At 73.5% G+C, this 23,055-nt stretch carries 22 protein-coding genes; 8 read left to right on the top strand and 14 right to left on the bottom strand.

Annotated features, from left to right (window positions below; all coding sequences use genetic code 11):
* Positions 1-21 precede the first annotated feature (21 nt).
* Both ACIBMZ_RS03620 and ACIBMZ_RS03615 read right to left on the bottom strand, forming a co-directional pair.
* On the bottom strand, positions 22-219 hold the full coding sequence (locus ACIBMZ_RS03620) for a DUF397 domain-containing protein (RefSeq protein WP_396690642.1): 198 nt from the start codon (positions 217-219) through the stop codon (positions 22-24).
* Positions 212-1,099 (bottom strand): helix-turn-helix domain-containing protein, encoded by an 888-nt coding sequence (locus ACIBMZ_RS03615; protein WP_396690640.1) that lies wholly within the window; start codon positions 1,097-1,099, stop codon positions 212-214. Before ACIBMZ_RS03615 ends, ACIBMZ_RS03620 begins: the two co-directional genes overlap by 8 nt.
* Positions 1,100-1,303: 204 nt before the next feature.
* Here ACIBMZ_RS03615 and ACIBMZ_RS03610 point away from each other — a divergent pair, with 204 nt between their 5' ends.
* From ACIBMZ_RS03610 to rocD, 6 genes are all read left to right on the top strand, one after another.
* The gene (locus ACIBMZ_RS03610) at positions 1,304-1,612 is read left to right on the top strand and encodes a hypothetical protein (RefSeq protein ID WP_396690638.1); all 309 of its coding nucleotides are present in this window, start codon (positions 1,304-1,306) and stop codon (positions 1,610-1,612) included.
* Positions 1,613-1,767: 155 nt separating this feature from the next.
* Positions 1,768-2,055, top strand: a complete 288-nt coding sequence (locus ACIBMZ_RS03605; RefSeq protein WP_396691006.1) for a hypothetical protein — start codon at positions 1,768-1,770, stop codon at positions 2,053-2,055.
* Positions 2,056-2,145: 90 nt separating this feature from the next.
* Positions 2,146-2,838 carry an SDR family NAD(P)-dependent oxidoreductase gene (locus tag ACIBMZ_RS03600; RefSeq protein ID WP_396690636.1) on the top strand — a complete coding sequence of 231 codons (693 nt, stop codon included), beginning with the start codon at positions 2,146-2,148 and terminating at the stop codon, positions 2,836-2,838.
* 140 nt (positions 2,839-2,978) lie between these two features.
* Entirely contained in the window at positions 2,979-4,151 is a 1,173-nt protein-coding gene (locus tag ACIBMZ_RS03595) for a hypothetical protein (RefSeq protein ID WP_396690634.1), read from the top strand.
* A 396-nt stretch (positions 4,152-4,547) separates the two neighbouring features.
* Complete coding sequence (gene ddaH / locus ACIBMZ_RS03590; protein WP_396691005.1) at positions 4,548-5,357, top strand: dimethylargininase; 810 nt, start codon at positions 4,548-4,550, stop codon at positions 5,355-5,357.
* The gene (gene rocD / locus ACIBMZ_RS03585) at positions 5,354-6,568 is read left to right on the top strand and encodes an ornithine--oxo-acid transaminase (protein ID WP_396690632.1); all 1,215 of its coding nucleotides are present in this window, start codon (positions 5,354-5,356) and stop codon (positions 6,566-6,568) included. The genes ddaH and rocD overlap by 4 nt, the downstream gene beginning before the upstream one ends.
* 122 nt (positions 6,569-6,690) lie before the next feature.
* On the opposite strand, the gene ACIBMZ_RS03580 is transcribed toward rocD, so the two are convergent.
* Genes ACIBMZ_RS03580 through ACIBMZ_RS03555 form a run of 6 tightly spaced genes read right to left on the bottom strand, consistent with a single transcriptional unit; the run spans position 6,691 to position 13,969 of the window.
* On the bottom strand, positions 6,691-7,839 hold the full coding sequence (locus tag ACIBMZ_RS03580) for an FHA domain-containing protein (RefSeq protein ID WP_396690630.1): 1,149 nt from the start codon (positions 7,837-7,839) through the stop codon (positions 6,691-6,693).
* Positions 7,836-8,129 carry a 4a-hydroxytetrahydrobiopterin dehydratase gene (locus ACIBMZ_RS03575; RefSeq protein WP_396690628.1) on the bottom strand — a complete coding sequence of 98 codons (294 nt, stop codon included), beginning with the start codon at positions 8,127-8,129 and terminating at the stop codon, positions 7,836-7,838. Before ACIBMZ_RS03575 ends, ACIBMZ_RS03580 begins: the two co-directional genes overlap by 4 nt.
* Positions 8,130-8,186: 57 nt before the next feature.
* Positions 8,187-11,744, bottom strand: coding sequence for an SCO7613 C-terminal domain-containing membrane protein (locus ACIBMZ_RS03570; protein ID WP_396690627.1), 3,558 nt, complete (start codon positions 11,742-11,744; stop codon positions 8,187-8,189).
* A 48-nt stretch (positions 11,745-11,792) separates the two neighbouring features.
* Entirely contained in the window at positions 11,793-12,113 is a 321-nt protein-coding gene (gene cutA, locus ACIBMZ_RS03565) for a divalent-cation tolerance protein CutA (RefSeq protein WP_396690625.1), read from the bottom strand.
* Between the two features lie 9 nt (positions 12,114-12,122).
* Positions 12,123-13,139: a 1-acyl-sn-glycerol-3-phosphate acyltransferase gene (locus ACIBMZ_RS03560; protein ID WP_396690623.1), complete on the bottom strand. Its 1,017-nt coding sequence runs from the start codon at positions 13,137-13,139 to the stop codon at positions 12,123-12,125.
* The gene (locus ACIBMZ_RS03555; RefSeq protein ID WP_396690621.1) at positions 13,139-13,969 is read right to left on the bottom strand and encodes a patatin-like phospholipase family protein; all 831 of its coding nucleotides are present in this window, start codon (positions 13,967-13,969) and stop codon (positions 13,139-13,141) included. The genes ACIBMZ_RS03560 and ACIBMZ_RS03555 overlap by 1 nt, the downstream gene beginning before the upstream one ends.
* 169 nt (positions 13,970-14,138) lie before the next feature.
* Here ACIBMZ_RS03555 and ACIBMZ_RS03550 point away from each other — a divergent pair, with 169 nt between their 5' ends.
* Entirely contained in the window at positions 14,139-15,722 is a 1,584-nt protein-coding gene (locus ACIBMZ_RS03550) for a protein kinase (RefSeq protein WP_396690619.1), read from the top strand.
* An 11-nt stretch (positions 15,723-15,733) separates the two neighbouring features.
* On the opposite strand, the gene ACIBMZ_RS03545 is transcribed toward ACIBMZ_RS03550, so the two are convergent.
* The 6 genes from ACIBMZ_RS03545 to ACIBMZ_RS03520 all read right to left on the bottom strand — a co-directional run bounded on the left by ACIBMZ_RS03545 (position 15,734) and on the right by ACIBMZ_RS03520 (position 22,150).
* Positions 15,734-16,870 (bottom strand): glycosyltransferase family 4 protein, encoded by a 1,137-nt coding sequence (locus ACIBMZ_RS03545; RefSeq protein ID WP_396691003.1) that lies wholly within the window; start codon positions 16,868-16,870, stop codon positions 15,734-15,736.
* 73 nt (positions 16,871-16,943) lie between these two features.
* On the bottom strand, positions 16,944-17,615 hold the full coding sequence (locus ACIBMZ_RS03540) for a BON domain-containing protein (RefSeq protein ID WP_396690617.1): 672 nt from the start codon (positions 17,613-17,615) through the stop codon (positions 16,944-16,946).
* Between the two features lie 179 nt (positions 17,616-17,794).
* On the bottom strand, positions 17,795-19,483 hold the full coding sequence (locus ACIBMZ_RS03535; protein WP_396690615.1) for a trypsin-like peptidase domain-containing protein: 1,689 nt from the start codon (positions 19,481-19,483) through the stop codon (positions 17,795-17,797).
* Positions 19,484-19,545: 62 nt separating this feature from the next.
* Positions 19,546-21,105, bottom strand: a complete 1,560-nt coding sequence (locus ACIBMZ_RS03530; protein WP_396690613.1) for an ATP-binding protein — start codon at positions 21,103-21,105, stop codon at positions 19,546-19,548.
* The gene (locus ACIBMZ_RS03525) at positions 21,102-21,803 is read right to left on the bottom strand and encodes a response regulator transcription factor (protein ID WP_396690611.1); all 702 of its coding nucleotides are present in this window, start codon (positions 21,801-21,803) and stop codon (positions 21,102-21,104) included. The genes ACIBMZ_RS03530 and ACIBMZ_RS03525 overlap by 4 nt, the downstream gene beginning before the upstream one ends.
* A 71-nt stretch (positions 21,804-21,874) precedes the next feature.
* Positions 21,875-22,150 carry a hypothetical protein gene (locus tag ACIBMZ_RS03520; RefSeq protein WP_396690610.1) on the bottom strand — a complete coding sequence of 92 codons (276 nt, stop codon included), beginning with the start codon at positions 22,148-22,150 and terminating at the stop codon, positions 21,875-21,877.
* Positions 22,151-22,322: 172 nt separating this feature from the next.
* On the opposite strand from ACIBMZ_RS03520, the gene ACIBMZ_RS03515 reads away from it, so the two are divergent.
* Complete coding sequence (locus tag ACIBMZ_RS03515; protein ID WP_396690608.1) at positions 22,323-22,970, top strand: hypothetical protein; 648 nt, start codon at positions 22,323-22,325, stop codon at positions 22,968-22,970.
* Positions 22,971-23,055: the final 85 nt, after the last annotated feature.

Here is a 23,055-nt window from a genome sequence, read left to right as displayed (position 1 = left end):
GTAGTCAGCCCGCCGTCGCGGTCAGTGTGAGCGGTGCCGCACCTGCCGCACGAACGCCGTCCAGGCATCCGGCGAAACGGTGAGCACCGGGCCGGACGGGTCCTTGCTGTCGCGGACGGCCACCACGCCGGGCAGGTTGTCGGCCACCTCGACGCAGTTTCCTCCGCTCCCGCCGCTGCGGGTGCTCTTGCGCCAGACGGCCCCGGCCAGATCAGTCATGATGCTCCTCGATGATCATGTTGATCATTTTCTCTGATTCTGCCTCATCGGAGGCGAGTGTCTCCAGGTCGTTCCAGACGTGGGCGAAGGCGGCCACCTCGGCCGGTCGGTCGAGATAGAGCGCGCCGGTGATGTTCTCCAGGTAGACGGTGGTCGGCTCGGTGGAGGCCCGGCCGAGCCCCTGCGGGAAGCCCAGCACGACGAAGGTGCCGGTCTCGCTGGCCAGCGGCGGGCCAGCGGCCAGCGGCAGGACCCGCACCGAGACGTTCGGCAACGCGGCGACCTCGATCAGGTGGCGGAGTTGCTCGACCATCGCCTGCCGGTCGGGAATGGTGCGGCGCAACACCGCCTCGCTGAGCACCACCTTGAGGGTGGGCGCGACGGGCAGTCGGCGGACCAGGATGCTCTGCCGTTGCAGGCGTACCGCCACCAGCTTCTCCCGCTCCTCCGGGGTCATCGTCGGGTTCTTGCGGCGGAAGAGTTCGCTTGCATAGGCACGGGTTTGCAGCAGACCGGGAATCAACTCCGCGTCGTATTGCCGCAACAGGGTGGCGGACGATTCCAGGCCGACGTAGAGCGAGAACCAGGACGGGACCACGTCACCATAGGAGTGCCACCAGCCCTTGGCCCGGGTCTCCTTCGCGAGCCCGGCGACGATCGCCGCCATCTCCGTCGGCACCCGATAGAGGTCGCACATCGCGCGGGCGTCCACCAGCCGGACCGGCACCAGACCCTTCTCGATCCGCCAGATCTTCTGTCGTGAGCAGTCCAGCGCCCGTGCCGCCTCGTCGAGAGTGACCTGGGCGTTCTCCCGCAACTCGGTGAAGAGGCGTCCGAGCTGCCGCCGGGGCACCGTGGAGCCGCTTGTTTCATCCAGCATGCAACATCACCGCTTTCCCTCCTGCAACACGTGATGTTTCCGGGCGCACGCGATCCATTTCCATTCGTCGCGCGCAATTACCGAAAAAGATTAGGGCGGTGCGGAAGATTGCGCAAGATGGGCGGCGGGACGGATTGTGGAGGCTGTCCGGGGCCGAATGAAATGCCGTCATGAATTGACGTGAAAAAGGCAACGGAGCAGTTCTTGCCACGACGATCACCGCGCGGAGAGGACCACGATGCGCGTACCCTCCACGACCACCACCGGCACGACGGCGTACGCCCCGGATGGCCGACGGTGACCCGCCACGGCCCGGTGCTGCCCACCTGGATGTGCGCCGGGTGCGACCGGCCCTGGCCCTGCGCCCGCCGCCGCATCGAACTGCGCGCCGAGTACGACCAGGCGCCCGTCTCCCTGCGGCTCTATCTGGGCTCCTGCCTGGTGGCCGCCAGCCAGGACATGTCTTGGGCGACCGCCGGCACCCTGCACCACCGCTTCCTGGGCTGGCTGTGACCCGCCCCCGCCCCGCCGACCGCCCCTCAGCCGAGCGCGCGGCGGTCCGCGCCCCCACCGTCCGCACCCCGGCCGCCCGCACCCCGGCGGACCGCACCCCGGCGGACCGCACCCCGGCGGACCGCGCTCGGGACAGCCGGGCGCGAGGTGATGAGCTGCGGGCCGGTGACCTGCTGCGGGTGACCCGGCGGGCCAGCGTGCAGTTCCGCCGGTCGATCATGTTCCGGGTGATCCGCGAGCTGGACTGGACCACCTACGACGGCTGGGTCTGGCTGGACGGGTACCAGCTCGACATCCAGGGCAACGCCGTCACCCGCCGGTCGATTTTCGTCCAGCGTGCCGGTCTCGTGCTGGTCCGCGCCGCACCCCGCCGGGCCGCCGTCCGCAGCGCGGCGGCCCCGCCCCGAAGCGTCCGCCGACAGCCGTTCGGGGGCTCCTACTGATTGGTAGGGAGTACTCAGAAAACTCTGGTTCAATTGCGCCTCGGGCCGCCGGTCGGGCGGGCACCATCGGTGCGATGAGGACGGTGGGGCATGGCGGAACGAATGCGCTGCGCAGTGGTGATCGGCAACAGCGACGGGATCGGGCTGGCGTTCACCCGACGGCTGCTCGCCGACGGCTGGCGGGTCGCCGGGGTGTCCCGCCGCGACAACGGCATCAACGTCCCCACGTACGCCCACCACACCGCCGACGTGACCGCACCGGACTACCCCGAGGTGCTCGCCAAGGCGATCGACGAGTTGGACGGCGTGGACCTCTGCGTGTACGCCGCCGGCGTCGGTGAGCCCGTCGACCTGGCCGACCTGGAGGCGCAGACCCGCACCCTGGAGGTCAACCTGATCGGGGCGGCCCGCACGGTCGCCACCGTCGTACCGAGGATGGTGGCCGCCGGGGACGGGCACGTCATCGGGCTGTCCAGCATGGCCGACCGGCTGGTCTCCGGCGACGCACCCGGGTACGCGGGCTCGAAGGCGGGGCTGTCGTCGTACCTGATGGGGCTCTCGGCGGCGCTGCGCGGACAGGGCGTGAGCGTGACCACCGTGCGGTTCGGGTTCGTCGACACCAAGATGGCCAAGGGCCCGGTGCGGCCGATGATGATGACGGTGGACCGCGCGGTGGACGTCCTCGTCCGATGCGTACGCAGCCGTCCCGTCCTGATCTCCCGCCCCCGGCGGATGGCCCTGCTCAGCAGCATGCTGGCACCGCTCACCCGCCCCCGCCGCTGAGCCGACCACCTCAAGATCTATTCGCCTCGATGCCGCACGGGTGTCGGGAAAGTGCGGGATGGGTATCTCCGGGTCGTTGACGCGTGACGGGCGATGAGCGGGGTCGCGGCGCCTGCCACGCATGACCTGGAGGTGAACCCATGAGATTTCCTTCGTTGTCCCGCCGGGAGGAGCCCGCCCCGCCCCCCGCCTCCGGCGACGAGGCCGACGGCACCGGCGCGGTAGCCACCGAGGCCCGTCCCGCCGAGCGCCCCACCGTCGCCGAGCGCACCGACGACGGCACCACCTACCGGGGTGCGGCGGCGACCACCGACCACACCGCCGCCGACGACGGCCACAGCACCGCCGAACGCGCCGCCGGCCGGTACCGTGCCGCCGCCGAACGCGCCGTCGACCAGCTCCGCGCCCGCACCGGACGCGGCACCGACCGGGACCGCACCGCCGCCGTAGCCGGTGAGCCTGCTGCCGTATCCGGCGAGCGCGCTGTCGCCGACGCGGACGCCGCCGCCGTCGACCGGGACCGCACGGCTCCGGCGCGCGCCGCCGACCGGGACAGCGCCGCTGGAGCGACCGCCGTCGGCACGGCTGCCGTCGGCGCGACCGCCGCCGGTGCGACCGCCGCCAAGGCCGGTACCGGTCGGACGACCGACTCTCCCGCCGCCGAGCGGGCCGCCGAGGCACGGGCCGCGACCGCCCGTTCCGGCGTGGACGGCTCCCGCCGCGCCCGCTCCACCGCACCGGCTCTGGCCCCGGTCACCGCCACCGACCCGGACGTGCGCACCGATCCCACCACCGACCGGAACGTCACCACCGATCGCGGCACCGTGGGCACTCGGGACACCGTGGATGGCCGGGCCGCTGTGGTCGCGCGGGACCGGGTGGCCGACCGGGACACCGTGGTCGCGCGGGACACCACCGCCGACCGGGACACGGTGGCCGACCGGGACACGGCACCCGTCGCCGACACCCCGCCCGCACCGGCCGGTCCGCGCCCCCGGGCCAGCCTGCTGGCCACCCTCGGACTGATCGTCGGCGTCGGCGGCATCCTCTTCGTCCTCACCGGAACCCTCGCCGGGTACGGCATCGCGGTCGGCGCCATCGGCGCGGTCCTCGCCGTGCTGGGCCTGATCGCCACCCGGCGGCGGCACATCGCCGGTAAGGCCGACGCGCTGCTCGGCATCGCCATCGGCCTCGGCGCGGTGGTGCTCGGCATCCTGGCGATGACCGGCCAGTACGACTGGCCGACCACCGACGGCGACACCGTGGCCCGGTTCCGCGAGTGGCTTGACTCACAGTTTGTCGACCGCATCTAGGGGGCACATTCCGGCCCGCCGGTGGTTCACCGGCGCCCGGCCGGCGAGTTACCGGCCGAGCCCGACCAGTTCTGGTGGTTCACCAGCCGGGCGCACACACCCTCGTCGGGGGCGGCGGTTCGCCGCCCCCGACGCGTGTCCGGACACCTCCCAGCCGATGCCGGACCGCGACGACCACTCACGGTGAGCGATACGAGGGCCTTCCGCACGGTGGCACAACCAGGTGAACGCAACGATTCACCGCCACCAGCACCTGAGACGCAATGATCGGCTACATCAAGCAAGGCTTGGCGGTGGATTCTGCGGCTTCGGGGCGCATAACGTTGAGCAACGGCGCCAGCCCGTGGGCCGACGGTGGCCAGGGCGCGCCCGAGCCCTGGGAGCAGGACAATGACGATGGACGCCACCAGCCAGCGCTTCCTGATGTGCCGGCCGACGTACTTCGCCGTCGACTATGCGATCAACCCGTGGATGGACCCGACCGCCCCGGTCGACACCGACCGTGCCATCCGGCAGTGGGAGCGGCTGCGGCAGGTGTACCGCGACCTGGGTCACGTCGTCGAGGAGATCACCCCGCTGCCGGGCCTGCCCGACATGGTCTTCGCCGCCAACGGGGGCACCGTGATCGGCGACCGGGCGATGGCCGTGCAGTTCCGCGACCCGCAGCGCGCCGACGAGGCGCCCGCGTACCGGTCCTGGTTCGAGGCCGCCGGATTCGACGTGTACGACCCGAAGCACGTCAACGAGGGCGAGGGCGACGTCCTGCTGGTCGGTGACCACCTGCTCGCCGGCACCGGCTTCCGCACCGCGCACGCCTCGCACGCCCAGTTGCAGGAGGTCTTCGGCCACCCGGTGGTCACCATGCAGCTCGTCGACCCGCGCTTCTACCACCTGGACACCGCGCTCACCGTGCTCGACGAGCGGACCGTGGCGTACCTGCCGGAGGCGTTCTCGCCCGGCAGCCAGGCCGTGCTGCGCCGGTTGTTCCCGGACGCGGTGCACGCCACCATGGCCGACGCCGAGGTGCTCGGCCTGAACGCGGTCAGCGACGGTCGGCACGTGGTGCTGCCGGAGCAGGCCACCGGCCTGGCCGCGAAGCTGCGGGACCGGGGCTACCAGACCATCGGCGTCGACCTGTCCGAGCTGCGTAAGGCCGGCGGTGGCCCGAAGTGCTGCACGTTGCGACTCGGAAAGGCGAGCCAGTGATCGAGGACATGCTGCGGACTCCGGCCGCGGTGCGGGACGCCGAGCGTCACACCGCGCACAACTACCACCCGTTGCCGGTGGTGATCTCCTCCGCCGAGGGTGCCTGGGTCACCGACGTGGACGGTCGGCGGTACCTCGACTGTCTCGCCGGCTACTCGGCGCTGAACTTCGGCCACCGGCACCCGACGCTGATCGCCGCCGCGCACGCCCAACTCGACCGGCTGACGCTGACCAGCCGGGCGTTCGTGCACGACCAGTTCGCCGACTTCTGCCGGGAACTCGCGGCGCTGTGCGGCAAGGAACTCGTGCTGCCGATGAACACCGGTGCCGAGGCGGTGGAGACCGGCATCAAGGTCGCCCGCAAGTGGGGGTACCAGGTCAAGGGGGTGCCGGACGGGCAGGCCACCATCGTGGTCGCGGACGGCAACTTCCACGGCCGGACCACCACCATCGTCAGCTTCTCCACCGACGAGGACGCGCGGGCCGACTTCGGGCCGTACACGCCGGGCTTCACGATCGTCCCCTACGGCGACCTGGCCGCGCTGGCCGAGGCGGTCGACGAGCACACCGTGGCGGTGCTGCTGGAGCCGATCCAGGGCGAGCAGGGCGTAGTGGTGCCGCCGGAGGGTTACCTGGCCGGCGTCCGGCGGCTCTGCGACGAGCGCAGGATGCTGTTCGTCGCCGACGAGATCCAGTCCGGCCTGGGCCGGACCGGGGCCACCTTCGCCTGCGAGCAGGAGGGTGTGGTGCCGGACGTGTACCTGCTGGGCAAGGCGCTCGGCGGCGGCATCGTGCCGGTCTCGGCGGTGGCCGCCGACGCGGCCGTGCTCGGGGTGCTCAAGCCCGGCCAGCACGGCTCCACCTTCGGCGGCAACCCGCTGGCCTGCGCGGTCGCCACCGAGGTGGTCCGGCTGCTGGCCACCGGCGAGTTCCAGCGGCGTTCGACCGAGTTGGGCGAGCGGCTGCACGCCGGTCTGCGGGCACTGGTCGGCAAGGGCCTGGTCGCGGTACGCGGCCGGGGGCTGTGGGCCGGACTGGACATCGACCCGGCGCTGATGAGCGGCCGGGAGGCGTGCGAGCGGCTGATGGAGCGCGGCGTCCTGGCCAAGGACACCCACGGCTCGACCATCCGGCTCGCCCCACCGCTGGTGATCACCGCCGAGGAGATCGACCACGCGGTGGCCCAGTTGGCGGCCGTACTGGCCGGCTGACCACCGCGCGCGGACGCCGACCCGGCACGCGCAGCGGAAACCGACGGCCCGCTCGCGCGGTGGCGGGCCGGGAACAGAGGGCGGGCGTCGGGACCGTGTCCCGACGCCCGCCGTCGTCCGGGTCAGCGGGGCAGGCGCATCGCCATGGTCGGTGCCTCGGACATCACCGAGTCGGGGTTGTACGGTGCGCCCGAGGGCAGTTCGCTCGGTCGGCCGATCTGCACGCCCGGGTACAGCTCCACCATGTCCCCGCCGCCGAGGACGCGGGACTGCTGCGGGGCCAGCGGCAGGCGGTCCGACTCGGCCATCGAGCCGCCGGGCCGGATGCCGGAGCCGTTGGTGCTCACGTCGGTGGCGACGAGGTCGCCGCCCCGCAACTCCAGCCGCAGGTGGCTGCGACTGATCCAGCGACGGGCCTCGTCGTTGAGCCACTGACCCAGCATGATCGCGTGGGCGCCCTCCGGGGCGCGGCCGATGGTGACCGGCTGCTCCTCGGTGAGCACGAAGCGACGCCGGATCAGGCCACCGACGCGTACCGCGAGGACCTCACTGCGCGGTCGGGGGCCGTCGTCGCGGAGTCGGGTGCCGTGCCGGGGGCAGGTGGGTACGCCGCCGCGCAGCGACGGTGGCGGCTGCCCGGTCGGCGCGCGGTCGATCCGGGCCAGGTCGGCGAAGGCACCTCCGCCACCGGCCCCACCGAAGAGGGTGCAGCCCGACTCGGGGCAGCGCCACTGGCGGGCGAGCAACTGCGCACCGGCCGGGGACGGCGGGCCGCTGACCGGGGTGTGACCGCCACCGACGTGGGCGATGAAGACCGGCCCACCGGCACCGGGCACCGGGGCGAGCGCCCGGCCTGGCTGGTCGACCAGCCAGGGGAAGCGCCCGCGCAGTCCGTCGAAGCGGACCCGGCTGAGCACCGGCAGGCCGAGCAGGTCGGCCACCTCAAGCATCCGGTCACCCGGATTGTCCAGCACCTCGACCAGGCCGTCGTCGGCCCAGCGGCGGACCACCATCCGCTCGTTGGAGGTCAGGTCGGCGTCGGAGAGCACCCCCCGGTGCACCACCGCGTAGACCGGGACGGTGTCCTCCTCCAGGCTGCGCGCCAGCGCGTCGATGACCATGCCGAGGCGCAGCGTGCTGGCCGGTCGACCGCCGTCCAGATCCTGGTAGCGGATGACCTCGGCGAGGTCGATCACCGCGCGGACGAGCTGCGGATCGGTGCAGACCCGCCCCTCGATCGCGTCCAGGACCTTGCTGATCTCGAACCTCATCGGGCCGCCCCCACGATCTCGTCGATCCGCCGGGCCAGCTCGACGTCGCGCAGGGTGACGCCACCGGCCGAATGGGTGACACAGCGGAACGTCAGCGTCCGCCATCGGATGTCGATGTCCGGGTGATGATCCAGCTCCTCCGCCACCACGGCGACCCGGTCGACGACCGTGACGGCCGCCGGGAAGCTGGCCAGCTCCACCGTGCGGGTGATCCCGGCGGGGTCTCCCGACCAGTCCACCAGCCCACCCAGCTCGTTTCGCACCGCCTCGGCGGTGAGCACGTCAGCCATGGCAAGGACCCTACCCGTGCCGTCCGACGGCGGCGCGACCAGCGGCTGCGCCACCGTTCAGCTCATCCGGCCCATGGCGTCGCGGAGGCGACCCAGGTCACGGCGACGGCGTTCGTAGGTGGCGGCGAGGCCGATCAGCGCCAACCCGGCGACGGCCAGGAAGACCCACCGGGGCAGCAGGTCCCAGCTTCGTCCCGCCTCGTGCAGGGCGAGCCAGGCGAGCGTCAACCCACCGAGCACCACCGGCGCCTGCCAGCGGCGGACCGCCCCGAGCAGCGTGACGGCCAGCGCGGCGCCCCCGAGCAGCAGCCGACGCCACGGCTGGTCGTCGTCGTCGAACCGCAGGACGGCCAGGCTGGGCAGCAGCAGGGCGACCAGGCCCGGGCCGAGGGCGAGCCAGCTCCGCAACCTCGGTCGGGTACGCATCGCCACCGCACCGAAGACGAACGCCAGCACCGCCGCCGGCACCGTGTACGCCTCCACCACCGTCACCTCGCCGGAGCGCAGCAACAGCCAGACGGCGAACAGTTCGCTGCCACCGGCCACGGCGGCGAAGACCCACCGTCGCCCGGTCGACTCGCCCCGGCGCAGCAGCCGTACGCCGACCGCCACACCCCAGAGCACGCAGATCGTCGCGGCGTACCGGCCGGAGCCGACGGTGAGCAGCACCGCGACCAGTGCCACCGCCTGCGCGGTGACGTCCAGCACCACCCGGACCGCCGACAGCGCGACGGCCAGGGCGAGGACCAGCGCCGCCACACCGAGCACCGCGAACGCCGCCACCCGCAGCGGCAGCCCGGCGGCCAGCGGGGCGGTGATCGCGAGACCGGTCGCCGCCGCGACCGCGACCAGCCAGCCCACCAGGCGTACCGCGCGCGCCCGGGCGGCCACCCCGACCACCGTCGCCGCCACCACGAGCAGACCCAGACCGGCCAGCGTGCCAGGCCGGACGGCCTGAAGGTTGAGCAGCCCGGCACCGGTCAGCACCAGACCGACCGGCAGGCCGGCACCGAGCAACGCGCCGGACCGGCCGCGGAGCGCGGTGACCAGCAATGCGGCCACACCGCCGAGCAGCGCCGTCGCCGGCACCAGCGGCCAGGGTGCGGCGGCGGCCACCAGCAGCACCGGCCCGGCAGCGGCCACGAACGGCAACAGCACCGCGACCGTCCGGCCCCGACCGGCCCGGTGAGCCGGCCAGGTCGCCAGCGCCGCCGCCAGGGCCAGCACGGTCAGCGCCACGCCGACCGGCAACGCGCCCGGGGCGGCCACCGTCGACGGCACGCCGGACCACGGGACGGGCGGCGGACCGTACGGGGTGACCAGCGCGCCCACCGTCACCGGGAGCGCCGCCAGCACCGCCACCACGGCCAGTCCCACCCCGGCCACCAGCGCCGGAACCGGCGGGCGGGACCGGACCACGGAGACCGCGAGCAGCAGCGCCGCGACCGCCGCGTACACGGTCAGCCGCTCGTCGCCCGGAACCGTCAGCGGTGCGAGGCCGGTCGACACGGCCGCCACGGCGAGGCCGGCCGAGGCGTACGGGTGCAGGTCCGGCCAGAGTCGACGGACCAGGAGCAGCGCGACCACCGGCAGCACGAGGGCGGCCAGGGCCGCCCGCGCCTGCCACCACGGCGACGCGCCGGCACCGATCAGCGCGATCGCCGCGCCGGCCGGCACCACCAGCACCGCCAGGGCGGCACCGAGGCCGCCGACCACGCGCTGCACCACACCGCCACGGCGGCCCAGGACGGCCGCACCGACGCCGACGACCAGGATCACCGCGCAGGCCGCGCCCGCTCCGGCCGGTGCGGCCAGCCCCACCAGCAGACCGTGCCCGAGCAACGCGACACCGGTCAGTGCGGCGGCGGCCGACACCGTGCCCCGCATCGCCGGACGGACCACTGCGGCCAGCACCAGCGCCGCCCCCACCGGCAGGTCGAGCAGGACCAGCGCCGGCCAGGGCGCGGCCCAGGCGAGTGGTACGGCCAGCGCGGCCAGGCCGACGCCGACCGCCGCGACCGCAGGCCGGGCCGCCCGAGGTGCCAGCCACCCCACCGCCACCGCGATCAGGGCGACCGCAACGGTGAGCTGCCAGCCCCCGTCGAAGGTCTCGCCCGGCGCGGCCCCCCGCCACGCCGGCACCGACCTGCCCACCGCGAACACGGCCATCACCAGGGTCGTCAGCGTGACCAGCAACCCCACCCCGCCGACCACCAGCATCGTGCCCGCCCGGGGGCCGGGCCGCCAGGACACCGGCAGCAGCCGCACCGCACCGACCAGCGCCACCGCGACCAGGCCCGCCGCCAGCAGCCACACCGACGGTTGCACCTCGGAGGCGGGCCGGAGCACCGCGGCGGCCAGCACCGGCACCAGGAACGCGCCGGCCAGCGCCCGGCCGGTCGGCCCGCCGGCCAGCAGCGCCGCCCCGAGCAGGCTCAGCGCCACCAGCAGCATCGGTCCACCGGCCAGCACCGTGATGCCGCCCGCCTCGCCGACCAGCAGCGGCGCCAGGGCGAACCCGGCGGCGATCAGCAGCGCCACGGCGTACCCGGCCCAGGCCGCCACCTGACCGGCGAGACTCGGCCCCGAGGTCGTCGTGGCCCCCTCGCCCACGACGACCCCGCGGCGCCGCAGCGCGACGATCACGGCCAGGTCGATCAGTGCCACCGCGACGAAGGCCACCGCCCACCCGGCCGCTCCCGGTCGGGCCTCGGCGGCCAGCAGCGGCGCCACCGGCTGCGCGGCGAGCAGCGCCGCGAACCACGGCACGGTGAGTCGGCTGATCAGGGCGTACCCGACGGACACCCCGGTCGTGACCAGCGCGACCAGTCCCGCGAACCGGCTGCCCGGCCAGCCGGACACCCCGAGCAGGTCCACCGTCCAGGCGGCGTACCCGTCGAGCACCACCAGCAGCAGGCCGACGGCGGCGAACGTCTCGGCGGTGCTGTGCAGCCTGCGCCAGCGGGCGACGAACGGCACGGTGAGCATCAGCGCAGTGATCGCCAGCAGGATCAACGCCCGGCCGGGCACGCCGACCGACGCCCAGGCGACGGCGGTGAACACGGTCGCGGCCGTGCCGAGCAGCAGTCCGCCGAGGATGAAGAGCAGGTTCTGCACCGTCTTCGTGGAGGTCTCCGCGCCGCCCGGCCCGGTGTCGTTCGCGGCCGGCATCGGCGTCCACCCGGGTCCGGGCACCTGTCCATCGGGCACCGGCCCGCCGGGCATCGGTCCACCGGGCACCTGTCCCGGCAGGATCGGGCCGCCGGGGACCGCGCCACCAGGGATCGACGCCCGGGGTGCGATCCACGGCGCCGACGCGGTCGGGGCCGCTGCGGCGACCGGTACGCCCGGCCGAACCGCCACCGGACCGGCCGGGAACTCAGCGCGTACGGCAGCGGCCAGTTCGGCCCGACGCCGACGGACCGCCGACAGCCGACCGGTCAACCCCTCGTACGCCTGACGTGCCCGGTGCACCTCGCCGCCGAGCACGACGATCTCCCGGTCGAGCCGGATCACCTCGGCGGCGGCGGCGTGCGGCGGGCGACCGCAACCGGTGCAGCCGGAGCTCAGAGTCGCCGGTGCGCCGCAGGCCGGGCAGGGGTAGCCGTTGTCCACGGGATCATCCTTGACGGGCGACCCCCATCGGCACCAGAGTGCGCGTACTCAGGCTCGGGTGTGCTCGAACACCCAGGTCGCGTACGCCGGGTCGCCGCAGTCCACCCGGCTGACCAGGATCTCCGGCACCTCGTACGGATGGTTGGCGCGGATCTGCTCCACCAGCGCGTCGACCCGGTCCGGTGCGGTCTTGAACTGCACCGACCACTCGGTGCTCGTCTCCACCCCGGAACGCCACCAGTAGGTGCTCTCCACCTGACCGCCGATCTGGGCACAGGCCGCCAGTCGACCGGCCACCGCGGCGGCGGCCAGCAGATCGGCGACCGACCGCGCGTCCACCACCGTCGTCACCACGCTGATCTGGTCCATCCCGGAACCCTACGCGGCGTCGTCGCGATTGGCCGCGATCCACTCGTCTATCCGACTCCACCACTCGTACAGCCAGTCGATGCGTTCCTGCCGGCCGACCGGGATCTCCTCCGGCGGCACCGACCAGAAGCGCATCACCAGCCGCTTGTCCATCGGCAGCTCGCGCCACACGTCGGCGACGGTGAGCATCCGGTCCAGCCCGGTGTGCGCCACGAAGATGACCCCGGCGTCCGGTGCCGCGTCCAGCGCCGCCAGCAGGCCGCCGGGCTGCGGGGCGAGCACGTGCTGCATCGCCTCGGCCTTGACCGCCATCCGCTCGTGACCCCGGTCCCGCAGCCGGGCGATCGCCCGCAGCCGCCGCTTCGGGGTGAAGTTGCCGCCCTCGGGGAAGATCACGAAGGCGTCGTTGTCGTCCAGGCCGACGGCGAGGTGCCCGATCTGCTCGGTGAGCGAGCCCCGACCGTCGCGGCCCGGCGCGATGAACCGGCTCGGCAGCCGGTTGAGCAGCACGTCGATCGCCGGGTCCCACTGGAGGGCGTCCTTGAGGACGATGCGCGGCTCCCGCTGGAACCAGTTCACCAACGCGTGGATGAGGATGAACGAGTCACCCGGACCGGCGTGCCGACAGACCACCAGCTCGGGGCGACCGGGCAACGCGGTGTCCGGGTCGGTGCCGACCACGTCGATGGTCAGCCGCAGCGTCCAGTTCGCCTGCCAGAACAGCACCCGCAGGAACCAGCCCGCCAGCACGTAGTGGGCCCGCTGGAAGGCCGGCGAGCCGACCCGCCAGCCGAAGCCGGAGGCCACCCAGAGCCCGAACAGGCAGAGCAGCGCCGCCGCGTCCCAGACGAGGTAGCAGAAGCCGATCCAGAGCACCCGCAGTGGGCGCAGCCGCCCCGGCACGAAGGGGGACACGGCCAGGGCCAGCAGCGCCCACACCGGCACGGTGGTCACCAGCAGGAACACCAGCAACACCACGCCCGGCGCCAGTAGCAGACGGCGGACCCACCGGTGCGGTAGCGGCATCAACGCTCCAGATTCGCCAGATAGTGCCGGGAGGCCGAGTACGCGCGGCTGATCCGCCGCCCCACCGCCGCCATGTCCCGGTACGCCCACGGGGTGTCGTCGCGCGGTTCCAGCCCGCCGGTCGGCAGCACGTGCACCTCCACCCCCTCGGGCAGGGCGGCCATCTCCCGGGCGAACCGGTGTCGGCGGGCGATCTCGAAGGCCACCTGGGCGATCTCCCAGGGCCGCCGGGGCGGTGCCAGCGCCCGTTCGATCCGTCCCACCTGGAGGACGAAGATGCGGCCCGCGCCGGCCACCACCGCCTCCCCGATCGGGATCGAGTTGACGATGCCGCCGTCGACGTAGTGCTGGTCGCCGATCCGGGCCGGTGGCAGCAGCCCCGGCACCGACGCGGAGGCGAGCACGGCGGGCACCACCGCGCCGCTGACGAACCAGTGCTCGGCGGCCCGCTCGATGTTGGCGGCACAGCAGCGGAACGGCACCTGGAGGTCGGCGAAGGTGGTCTCCGCCCCCAGCTCGCTCTCCAGCAGCTTGCGCAGCGGCCGGGGCGAGTGCAGGTGGGTACGCGCCGCGAAGCGCCGCAGTTGCCGGGCCACCGAGTCGCCGTACACCTCGCTGGCCTCGGGGGACGCCCAGAGGCGGACGAGTCGGTCGGTCACCGCCTCGGTCGGGTCGGCGGCCACGAGGGCGCCGTTCACCGCCCCGATCGACGTGCCGAGGACCATGTCCGGACGGATCCCGGCGCGGAACAGGGCACGCAGCATCCCCACCTCGACCGCGCCGAGGACGCCACCGCCCCCGAGCACGAACGCCACCGGTCCCCGAGCCATGTCGTTCATCCTGGCACGTCCGTGCCGCACTGCGTTCACCCCGGCGCGGCCGGCACCCCCTGCTACCCACCGTGCCGGATCCGGTACGGGCAGCCCGGCGGACCGTTGACAGGGCGGCAACATTCGCGCAACCTGATACCGCTCCCACCTATGAGGGCAGGTGCGATCCGTGAAGCCAGCACTGCAGCCCGGCCGGTTGCTGGCCACCCGTTACCGGCTGATCGACCAGATCGGTGCCGGTGGCATGTCGGTGATCTGGCGGGCCCACGACGAGGTGCTCGACCGCATGGTCGCACTCAAGGTGCTGGCCCCGTCGCTGGCCGCCGACGCCCGGTTCCGCGACATGGTGCGCGAGGAGGCCCGTGCCGCCGCCGCGCTCGTGCACCCACACGTGACGTCGGTGCACGACTACGGCGAGACCGTCTCGCCGGACGGCTCGATCACGTCGTTCGTGGTGATGGAGCTGCTCACCGGCGAGGAGTTGGAGTTCCGGCTCACCGAGGGGCCGCTGCCGTGGCCCGAGGCGGTGGAGATCGGCGCGCAGGTCGCCGACGCGCTCGCCGCCGCGCACCGGCTCGGCATCGTGCACCGGGACGTCACCACCGCCAACGTGATGATGACCCAGGTCGGCGCGAAGGTGCTGGACTTCGGCATCGCCACCCGCATCGGCGCCCCCGACGACGACGAGGACGGCGCCACCTTCGGCACCCCGGCGTACGTGGCCCCGGAACGGCTGGACGGCGCGCCGACCCAGCCCGCCACCGACGTCTACTCGCTCGGGGTGCTGCTCCACGAGATGCTCACCGGCCGGGTGCCGTACCCGGCCGACACCTGGGACGAACTCAGCCTCGCGCTGGCCGAGGGGGCACCGCCCACCCTGGACGGTGTGCCGGGCCTGCCCCCGATGGTGGCCCAGGTCTGCCTGCGCTGCCTGTCCCGCGAGCCGGCCGACCGGCCCACCGCCCGCCAGGTGGCCACCGTGCTGCGCGACCAGATGCTCCCGGCCGACCCACAGGCCACCACCATGCTCGCCCCCACCGTCACGCTTCCCGCGCTGACCTCTGCCCGCGCCACCGCCGCCGTCGGCACGATCGTGCCCGCCACCGGCGTACCGGCCGCTTCCGGCACCGGCGGACCGGTCGGCGCTCCGACGACGGCCCCGGGCGCGCACTCGCCGAGCGGCCACCAACCGGGAGTCCGCTCCCCCGGTGACGACGACGCCACCGGGCGTCCACGACGCCTGCTGCGACCGGCGGTCCTGGTGCCGGCGGCGATCCTGGTGATCGGGGCGGCGCTGCTGGTCCCGGCGTTGCTGCCGCAGCAGGACGAGTCGCCCACCGCGCTGCCCACCGCACAGCCGAGCGCGTCGGCCGGGGCGACCGGGCCGGACGACACCCCCAGCGCACAACCGCCCGTGGCACCGCCGATCACCTCGGCCGCGCCGCCGCCGACCAGCGCCGCGCCCACCCGTCCGAGTCGGCCGGACACCCTGGTCGAGGCCGCGAACCGGCTCGACCGGGTGATCGGCTCCGGCCTCGCCGACGGCGGGATCCGCGACGACGTCGCCCTCGACCTGCGCAACGAGCTGCGCAACCTCACCCGGGCGGTGGCCCAGGGCGACGGCGAACTGGGGCCCGAGGTGGCCCGGCTCCGCGAGAAGGTGGCCACCCGGCTGCGCGAAGAGGGACTGAGCCCGGCGTACGCCCGGCAACTCGACGCGGCGATCACCGCGCTCGGTGCCGCGCAGGTCTAGGCCGTGCGGTTCTAGGCCGGGGTGACCCGGACCGGTTCGCGGATCGCGGTGCGCGGGGTGGCCGCCGTCAGGAACCGGCGGTAGACCTCCTCGTAGCCGGCCGCCATCCGCTCCACCGAGAAGGTCCGGGCCACGTGCGCCACGCAGTCCGCCGGATCGAGGCGAGGTGCCTCGCGCAGTGCTGCCGGCAACTCCTCCGGGCCTTCGCAGACCAACCCGGTCACGCCGGGCCGGACCAGTTCCGGCACCGCGCCCCGGCGCAGCGCCACCACCGGCGTACCGGTGGCCATCGCCTCCAGCATCACGATGCCGAAGGGCTCCTCCCACTGGATCGGCATGATCAGGCAGGACGCCTCGACCAGCAGCCGCAGCGCGGCCTCGCGGTCGGCGTCGCGGACCACCCGGACGTCCGGGCCCAGCAGCGGTCGGACCACCTCGTCGAAGTAGCGCTGCTCGACCGGTTCGCTGCACTTGCCGGCCAGCACCAGCGGCAGTCCCGCCTCCCGGCAGGCCCGGATGGCCAGGTCCGGCCCCTTGTCCGGGCTGAACCGGGCGAGCCACAGCACCGGACCGTCACCGGGTGCGGTCTTGCGCGGGAAGCCGCCGACCTCCATCGCGTTGTGCACCGTGCCGATCCACGGCAGTCGCGGGTTCAGTCGCCGCTGGGCGTGCGAGATGGCGACCAGTCCGACGCCCTGGTCGGTGTCGCTGAGCACGGTGCCGTACTCGCCCACCGGGTTGCCGTGCACGGTCGCCACGGTGGGCACCGCGCGGCGACCGGCGACCAGCGGACCGATCGTGGTGTGGTCGTGCACGACGTCGAAGTCGGCCGGGCTGACCAGATGGTTCACCCGGGCCAGGTGGGCCAGTTCGGGCAGCGACTCGCCGAGCCGGTCGTACTGCAACTCGTCGAGGGTGGCGAGGAAGTCGCCCGCAGTGCCGTGCGCCGCGCCGGCGCCCATCAGGGTCACCGCATGGCCCCGGTCGACCAGGGCGTCCACCAGGCCCGCCACCACCTGCTCCAACCCGCCGTAGCCGGGCGGGGGCACGGACAGCCAGGGTGGCACCACCATCGCGATCCGTAGTCGGCGCTCCCCGGGAATTCTGTCGGCCACGAGCCCTCCCCGTCCGTCTGTGCTGGCCCCGATCCCCGGTACGGCGGGCGGGGATCGAAGCGGTTTCCCGGTGCCGCCGCCGACAAACGAGACACGGCATCGCAGCTCAGCCGCCCACGAGCAGTTCGTCGCGTACCGCCGACACACCCTCGGCCGACCAGGCCATCCGTTCCGCCTGGTCGCGTTCCCACCAGGACCGCACCACCCCGGTCAGGGTCACCGTGTCGCCGCTGACCTGCACGGTCACCCGTTCCGTGCCGATACCGCGCAGCAGGGCACGTTGCACGTCCCGGCGTACCCGGTCGGTGTCGGGCGGGGCGGCGGGCCGCACCTCGACCAGGTTCGTCACCCCGCGTACGCCCCGTAGCCGGCGCAGTTCCCGCTCGGCGGTACGCCGCTGCCACCCGAACTCGACCTCGCCGCGCAGCATCAGCCAACCGGCGGCGACGGTCACGTCCAGTCGTTCGGCCGGCACGAAGCTGTTCCACTCCAGGGCCCGGGCGGCAGCGATCGCCAGCTCGCCGTCGGTGATCCCGTCGGGGCCGGCGGGGTGCACCTCGATCTCGTCGGCGACCGCGCGTACACCGCGTACCCGGCGGGCCGCGCCGACCGCCGCCCACCGGTGGGCCGCGCCGTCCACCACACCGGTCAGCGTCACCACCCCGTCGCGCACGGTCACCCCGAGGTCGGTCCCGCGTACCTGCGGATCCCAGTCGAGTTCGTCCAGCACGTCCCGTTGGACCCGGTCGTCGGTCCGGCCCGTCGCTGCCGTGGTCATGGCTCCCCCCGTCCGCCTGACCTGCACTCGCACCGCCGAGGTTGCCCGCGCACGGGGTGAGCACGGGTCACCCGATGCGGGTGACCCGTGCCGGGACGCAAAAGAGGGACGGCGGGTGCCGCGACCAACCCCCTTGGCCGCGCCACCCGCCGCCCCGGAGGGAGGAAGCAGGTCTGGAACTAGGACGCCTCGGCGAGCGTCACGGTCACCGTCGCCTCGGCGCCGTTACGTACGTAGGCCACCTCGACCTGGTCACCGACCTTGCCCGCCTGCACGGCCCCGACCAGGTCGGTGGAGTCGTTGATCTGCTTGTCGCCGAAGCGGATGATCACGTCGCCCTGTTGCAGGCCGGCTCGCTCGGCGGCACCGCCCGGAAGCAGGGAGCCGACCATCGCGCCGCCGCCGGGCGCGGCGTTCACGCTCACCCCGAGCGACGGGTGGCTGATCTTCTCGCCGCGTCGCAGCTTGTCCGTGACGTCCTTGGCCTTGTTGCTGGGGATCGCGAAGCCGACGCCGATGTTGCCGGAACTGCCCTGCCCGGCGGTGGCGATGGCGGTGTTGATGCCGATCACCTCACCCCGGGTGTTGACCAACGCACCGCCGGAGTTGCCGGGGTTGATCGGCGCGTCGGTCTGCAACAGCCCGGAGATCGAGCTGGCCGACTGGCCGGGTTGGCCGCTGCCGGCCTGGATGGTGCGGTCCCGGGCGCTGAGGATGCCGGCCGTCACCGAGCCCTGGAGGCCCAGCGGGCTGCCCAGCGCGAGCACCGTGTCGCCGACCTGCATGGCGTCGCTGTCGCCGAACTTGGCGGCCTGGAGGTCGTTGACCCCGCCCGCCTTCAGCACCGCCAGGTCGGTCTTCGGGTCGGTGCCGACGATCTCGGCCCGCGCCGTGGTGCCGTTGGCGAAGATCACCCGGACGTTGTCGCCGCCGTTGGCGATCACGTGGTTGTTGGTCAGGACGAAGCCGTCGGCGCTGAGCACCACGCCGGAGCCCTCGCCGCTGCCGGTGCTGATCGAGACCACGCTGTCCTGCACGGACGCGGCGATGCGCGGCAGGTCGGCACCGTCGATCACCGGCGCGGCGGAGAAGGTATGGGTCACGCCGCCACCGCCCCCGAGCGCCAACGCGAGCGCGCCGCCCGCCGCACCGCTACCGAGCATCAGTGCGAACACCGCCACCCCGGCGCCGATGAACTTGGCGACCCGGCCCGGCTTGGACGCCTGCGGCGGAGTCGGTCCCCACGGCGTGGGCTGCCCCGGGTAGCCGCCGGGCGTCCCCGGCTGACCGGGGTAGCCCGGATGCCCGGAGGCGCCGCTCTGGGTGCCACCGCTCCAGCTCGACTGGTTCGGGTACCAGGACGCGCCGGAGTAACCGGCACCGGACTGGCCGTAGCCGGACTGACCGGACTGGTTGCCGTACCCGGACTGCCCCGGCTGGTTGCCGTACCCGGACTGCCCGGACTGGCTGGCGTAGCCGGACTGCGTGCCGTAACCGGACTGGCCGCCGTAGCCGGACTGCGCGGCGTACCCGGACGGGGTGCCGTAGCCGGGCTGGGCGGACACCGGCTGGCCGGGCTGGTGCGGTTGCCCGCTCGACGGCGACCAGGTGGGGCGACCGGAGGCCGGCGGAGCCGAGCCGGCGGTGGGCAGGCCGGTCATCGTGGGCTCGTTGTCCTGCCCACGGGTGCCCGGCGCGTCGACCGCCCGGACCGGGACGGTCGGTGCCTCGGCGGTCCGGTCGGCACCGCCGCCGGACGCCGGAACGTCAGAGTCGGTCCGCGCGTACTCGGCACGGGACAGCTCGGGGTGCGACGGCTCGGCGTCGGTCGGTGCCGGCCGGCGAGGGTCGGACTCGTACTCGCTCATGCCTCTACCTTTACCCATTGCACTGCGTTCCGCCTTAGTCGGGCCTGAGCGTTCGCTGAAAATCATTCGTCATCGATGTCCGCGGTGGGCGCCAGCGGCAGCCGGACCCGGAAGGTGGCACCGCCACCCGGCGTGTCGGTCACCTCCACGGTGCCCTGGTGCACCGACACCAGCGCGGCGACGATGGCCAGCCCGAGCCCGGTGCCGGTGTACGTCCCGGTCCGCCGGGTCCGCGAGGCGTCCGCCCGGTAGAACCGTTCGAAGACCCGTTCCGCCTGCTCGCCGGTGAGCCCCGGCCCGGTGTCGGCGACCTCGATCACCGCCAGCTCGCCGGGTTCGGCGCGCAGCCGCAGCGTCACCGACGCCTCCGGCGGGGTGTGCCGCACCGCGTTCGTCATCAGGTTGCCGATCACCTGCCGCAGCCGGGCGTCGTCGCCGCGCACCACGAGCGGCCCGGAGCCCGGCTCGATCTCCAGCTCGATCCGCCGGTCCGGCGCCGTCGCCCGAGCCGCCTCCAACGCGTCCGTGGCCAGCACCGGCAGCTCCACCGGGGCGAGGGACAGCGGCCGTTCCTGGTCCAGCCGGGCCAGCAGCAGCAGGTCCTCCACCAGCAGGCCCATCCGGGACGCCTCGTCCTCGATCCGGCGCAACAGGTCGGAGGTCTGTTCGGGGGCGCGGGCCGCACCCTGCCGGTACAGCTCGGCGAAGCCCCGGATGGTGGTCAGCGGGGTCCGCAGCTCGTGCGAGGCGTCCGCGACGAACTGCCGCATCCGTTCCTCCGAGCGGCGGGACCGCGCCTCCGAGGAACGGGCCGCCTCCGCCGCCTCCCGCGCGGCGGACTCGGCGGAGCGGGCCGCGAACTCGGACGCCGCGCGGGCGGTGAAGGCCATCTCGATCTGGCTGAGCATCGCGTTCAACGCGCGGGACAACCGACCCAGCTCCGAGGTGGGACAGGGTTGCCCGTACTCGGGGTCGGGCACCCGGCGGCTGAGGTCGCCCCCGGCGATCGCGGCGGCGGTACGTTCGATCTCCACCAACGGTTTCAGACTGGTCCGGACGATGGCCGCGCCGACCGAGGCGAGCAGGATCAGCACCGCCCCACCCACCAGCATGTCGATCAGGATGAGTCGCTTGACCGCCGCCTCGACCTCGGTGAGGTGCTGCCCGATCGCCAACACCTCGCCGTCGGACACCTCGACGTAGTACATCCGCCACCGGGTGTGCCCGTCCCACGACGTCACGGTCCGGGGCTCCCCCACCCGCTCGGCGAAACCCTGCACGTCGTCGGGGACGCGCGGCAACTGCTGCGGACCGAAGGTGTTGTCGTCGTAGTACGGACGGGTGAGCCCGAGTTCCGGGTTCGCCAGCACCACGAAGTAGTCGCTGGGCAGCATCGCCCCCACCCGGCCGGACTTCATCAGGGGGACCAGCGGACCGAGCGTCTGGCCCGAGCCTCGCAACTGTGTGTCGATCTGCCCGACCAGATAGCTGCGGAGGAAGATCGTGGTCAGCGAGGCGATCACCAGCAGCGCGGCCGCGACCAACGCGAGTACGGCCGCGACGAGCTTGACCCGCAGCGGTACCGAGCGGAGTCGGGTCTTGCCCTGCTGGACCGGGTTCACGCCGCCGGCTTGCGGAGCACGTACCCGACCCCCCGCAGGGTGTGGATGAGCCGGGGCTCGGTGGTGTCGACCTTGCGCCGCAGGTAGGAGATGTAGGACTCGACGATGTTGTCGTCGCCCCGGAAGTCGTAGTTCCACACGTGGTCGAGGATCTGCGCCTTGGAGAGCACCCGGTTGGCGTTGAGCATCAGGTAGCGCAGCAGCTTGAACTCGGTCGGCGAGAGCTGGACCCGCTGACCGGCCCGGTAGACCTCGTGGGTCTCCTCGTCCAGCTCCAGGTCGGCGAAGGTGAGGCGGGCGGGCGCCTGCTCGCCGGTGCTGGTGCGGCGCAGCACCGCCCGGATCCGGGCGGTCAACTCCTCCAGGCTGAACGGCTTGGTGACGTAGTCGTCGCCGCCGAGGGTCAGTCCCCGGATCTTGTCGTCGGTGGCGTCCCGGGCGGTGAGGAAGACCACCGGCGTCCGGGTGCCGCTCTCCCGCATCATCCGGATCACCTCGAAGCCGTCCAGGTCCGGCAGCATCACGTCGAGCACCACGAGGTCGGGCCGGTGGTCCCGGGCCGCGCTGAGCGCGGCGCTGCCACTGGTGGCGGTGGCCACGTCGAAGCCCGCGAACCGCAGGCTCGCGGAGAGCAGTTCGAGGATGTTGGGATCGTCCTCGACGACGAGCAGTCGGGCCTCGGTCTGGGTAGCCGCCATGCCGCCCATCATCCGTGCAGTCGCTGCGCCCATGCTGGGCGGTCACTGAAAAAACCCTGTGAGCGGACGACTCAGGCGACCAGCGGCAACTCGGGTCCGGTCGGCCCGGTGGGCGCGGGTGCGACCACGCGCTGCGGTGGCGTCCGCAGCGGCCGGATCGGCACCGGCGCGGCCGGCGACACCGCCGCCGACGGTACGAGATGCACCGCCGATTCGGCGACCCGGGCGAGCGATCGACGGTCGGTGGACGGGGTCGGGTACAGCGGCGTGGCGATCTCCACCGTGACGGTCAGCTCCCGCAGCGCGAGCACCCGGCACATCGACCGCAGCAGGAGACGGACAGCCATGCCCTCTGTGTAGCCCCCGGTGGGTTGCCGGCTCCGGTGGCGACCGGTGTCGATCCGGTGAACGCCGGTGGGCGACCGGTGGCTGCCCCGCCGCCCGGCCCGGCGCGGGGATCGTGCGAGGCTTCCGGCGGTGTGCCCGGCGACGGGGCCGCAGGGCGGCGGGAGGAGTCCGATGATCATCGAGGCGCGCTACAACGGGCCGCCCGACTCCGGCAACGGCGGGTGGAGTGCCGGCGTCTTCGCCTCCGCGTACGGCGGGTCCGGCCCGGTGGAGGTGACTCTGCGTCGACCGCCGCCGCTGGACGTGCCGCTGACGCTGACCGAGGGCCGGGTGTACGACCCGACCGGCGAGGTGGTCGCGCAGCTCGGTGCCGCCGAGCCGTTCGACGTCGTGGCGCCACCGGTGGATCCGGCGACCGCCCGGTCCGCCTCGGCGGCGTACCCGGGTCTGGTCGGTCACCCGTTCCCCGGCTGTTTCGTCTGCGGTCCGGAGCGCGCCGACGGCCTGCGGATCTTCCCCGGACCGCAGCCGGAGGGCCGGACCGCCGCGCCGTGGCGGGTGCCGGAGCGGGTGGAGGTGGCGACGGTCTGGGCCGCGCTGGACTGCCCGGGCGGCTGGACGGTGCTCGGCGCCGACCGGCCGTACCTGCTCGGGCGGATCGCCACCCGGGTCGAGGCGCTGCCGGAGCCGGGCACCGAGTGCGTGGTCACCGGTGTGGTGATCGCCACGCAGGGACGCAAGGCGCTGGTGCACACCAGTCTGTTCGCCCCGGAGGGTGATCTGCTGGCCCACGCCCGCGCTACCTGGATCGCGGTGTAGGACGACCGTCGATCGGGTCGTACCTGGGGATGAGGCAGCTCCTGCCTGGGACGGAGCACGATCTCCGGAACGCGCCCGATTGATT

Origin of the sequence: Micromonospora sp. NPDC049900 (genome assembly GCF_044461025.1) — a bacterium.
In the GTDB taxonomy this organism is placed as follows: domain Bacteria; phylum Actinomycetota; class Actinomycetes; order Mycobacteriales; family Micromonosporaceae; genus Micromonospora.
This window is presented reverse-complemented; position numbering and strand designations above follow the sequence as displayed.